A 2,057-nucleotide genomic window follows, 5' to 3' on the forward strand; every position below is an offset into this window, starting at 1 on the left:
CACGCCGAAGTTGTAAGTCGCGCCGCCAAGCCACGCATACTGCTCGGTCACAGGAGAGGTCACCGGTGTACGCACCCGCTGCGCAGACACTGCGGCCAGGAACGGACCGTTCGTATAGGTCGCATGCAAACCGACATTCGCAATGCCCGTCTCACCCGCCACGCCACCGAAGCCATAGATGCCGGTCGCGCTGAGCCCTGAGACGTTGGGTGTCGTGTACTGCACCGTATTGTTCCAGACGGTGTCGCCGACGATCACGCCGTTGAACCCGGCCACGAACGACTGCACAACGAGCGGGGAAAACACTACGGATGCGCCGAACGGGTTGAGATACTGCATGTTCAGGTAGGTCGGGTTGGTCTGTCGACCGAAGGTCACACGGCCATAGTCGCCCGTGATACCGACGTACGAACTACGCGACCAGTAAGGGTCGGCGGCAGTGCGGCCCTGCGCTCCGGTGGTCGGCTGGAAGAAGCTTTCCAGCGTAAATATCACGCTGGTGCCCCCGCCGATATCCTCGGTCCCGCGTATCCCCCAGAACGAGGTGGTCAGGCCGCCGCCGCCTTCAACGAGCGCCGCGGGAGTGCTGCCGCTCTTCTTGACAGAACCAACGTATGTGCCAACGACGCCGTACAACTGGACCGACGACTGCGCGCACGCGTCGCTGGAGACCCCCGCCAATCCGAGCGCAGCGAGCACCCCCATGAAACCGACCACTGGATATTTCATCCTTCGCACTCCTCAATTTATTGAACAGTTAATCGATTATCGAACTTCTCTTTCTCATCCAGATCGGAGGCACCCACAGCGAACGTGAACCTAACGACCCGCTTACTGTGAGCTGCTCACAAAAGCACTGTAAGCATTCATTGAGCCGACTTTAAAACAAAAAGAAATAATTTGCACAAGAAAGAAAATGACTTTGACGTTATTGTTGCAACCACGCTGAGTCCCCTGGACGACACTGGCAAGTGCCGGGCCCTCGCGTGTTTTTAAAGTCGAACGCACCCATCCGGCACGCATTTTGGTTCTGCGCGCCGGTTCTTTTCCTGCGGATGCAACGGGAGCCCCGCGATTCGACGCGCGGGCGGATGCCACTACGAAACTACGCCACCGCGCCTCTACGGGCACGCGGCGACGCATTACCTATTTATGACAGACTTATTTAATCAGGTTTACTTATTATTTATTCGGTGATAACGCATTCGTCGATGCTGCCGGCGTTTCTCCATCAGTGCTTCCTGATCAACGGCAGCACGAATAGCGAGCCGACGACCGCTGATATCACGATCACCATCAGCCCGCTGTCAAAGCTGCCCGTACGCCCGACTATCCAGCCGATCAATGCCGGTGCAATCGCACCCACCAGGTTGCTGACACCATTTTTCACGCCGATGCCGGCAGCCGTCACCGAGACAGGGACGACATCCATCACCAGCGCGTATTGAGCCGGCAAGCCCAGCCCCCATGAGCCGGCGCTGAGCGCAATCACAATTGCAGCGAGGTGCGGGTCGGCTATTTTTGTCCCTGCATACATCAGGCATCCGGCGCCGAGCAGCCCGATGAAGCACATCAACGCGCGCCGGCCCGTCTTGTCGGCGATCTGGCCCGACAGCACCTCGCCGACGAACATCGCGATAAATGGCAGCGACGAATAAATACCCATCTGCCTGAGATCGAAATGGCGGGACCGGGCAAGATAAGTCGGCAGCCAGCTATTGAGTCCCCACAGGTACATCAGCAGGCCGCAACCGTAGAACGTAACCAGCCAGAACTTGTAGTTGCGCAAGAACAATCCCATTTGAATCTTCTCGCGAGGCGCGCGCGGCTGCCGTTCAATCACTTTGTCCGCGGGTGATTCGCGCACGACGCAGAAAATCAATGGCGCCACGATCAGCGTGCTTAGCGTACCCAGGATGTAAAACGACGCGCGCCAACCATAGTCGGTAACCAACCATAGTGTTAGCGGTAAGCCGATTGCCGATCCGATCGGGCTGCCGACCATCCACACCGAATTCGCACGCGCGCGCTCGCGTGCTGGAAACGTGCGGTGCACG

The 2,057-nt window shown here is 58.3% G+C and carries 2 protein-coding genes; both read right to left on the bottom strand.

All coding sequences use genetic code 11. The features are described from left to right. The coding region (locus GSQ77_RS03680; protein ID WP_158899168.1) for a porin at positions 1 to 729 on the bottom strand (729 nt) is incomplete at its 3' end. Between the two features lie 502 nt (positions 730 to 1,231). After that, positions 1,232 to 2,057: MFS transporter (locus GSQ77_RS03685; RefSeq protein WP_158899170.1), on the bottom strand; the 826-nt coding region annotated here is incomplete at its 5' end.

Origin of the sequence: Burkholderia sp. L27(2015) (assembly GCF_009765705.1) — a bacterium.
Classification (GTDB): domain Bacteria; phylum Pseudomonadota; class Gammaproteobacteria; order Burkholderiales; family Burkholderiaceae; genus LMUX01.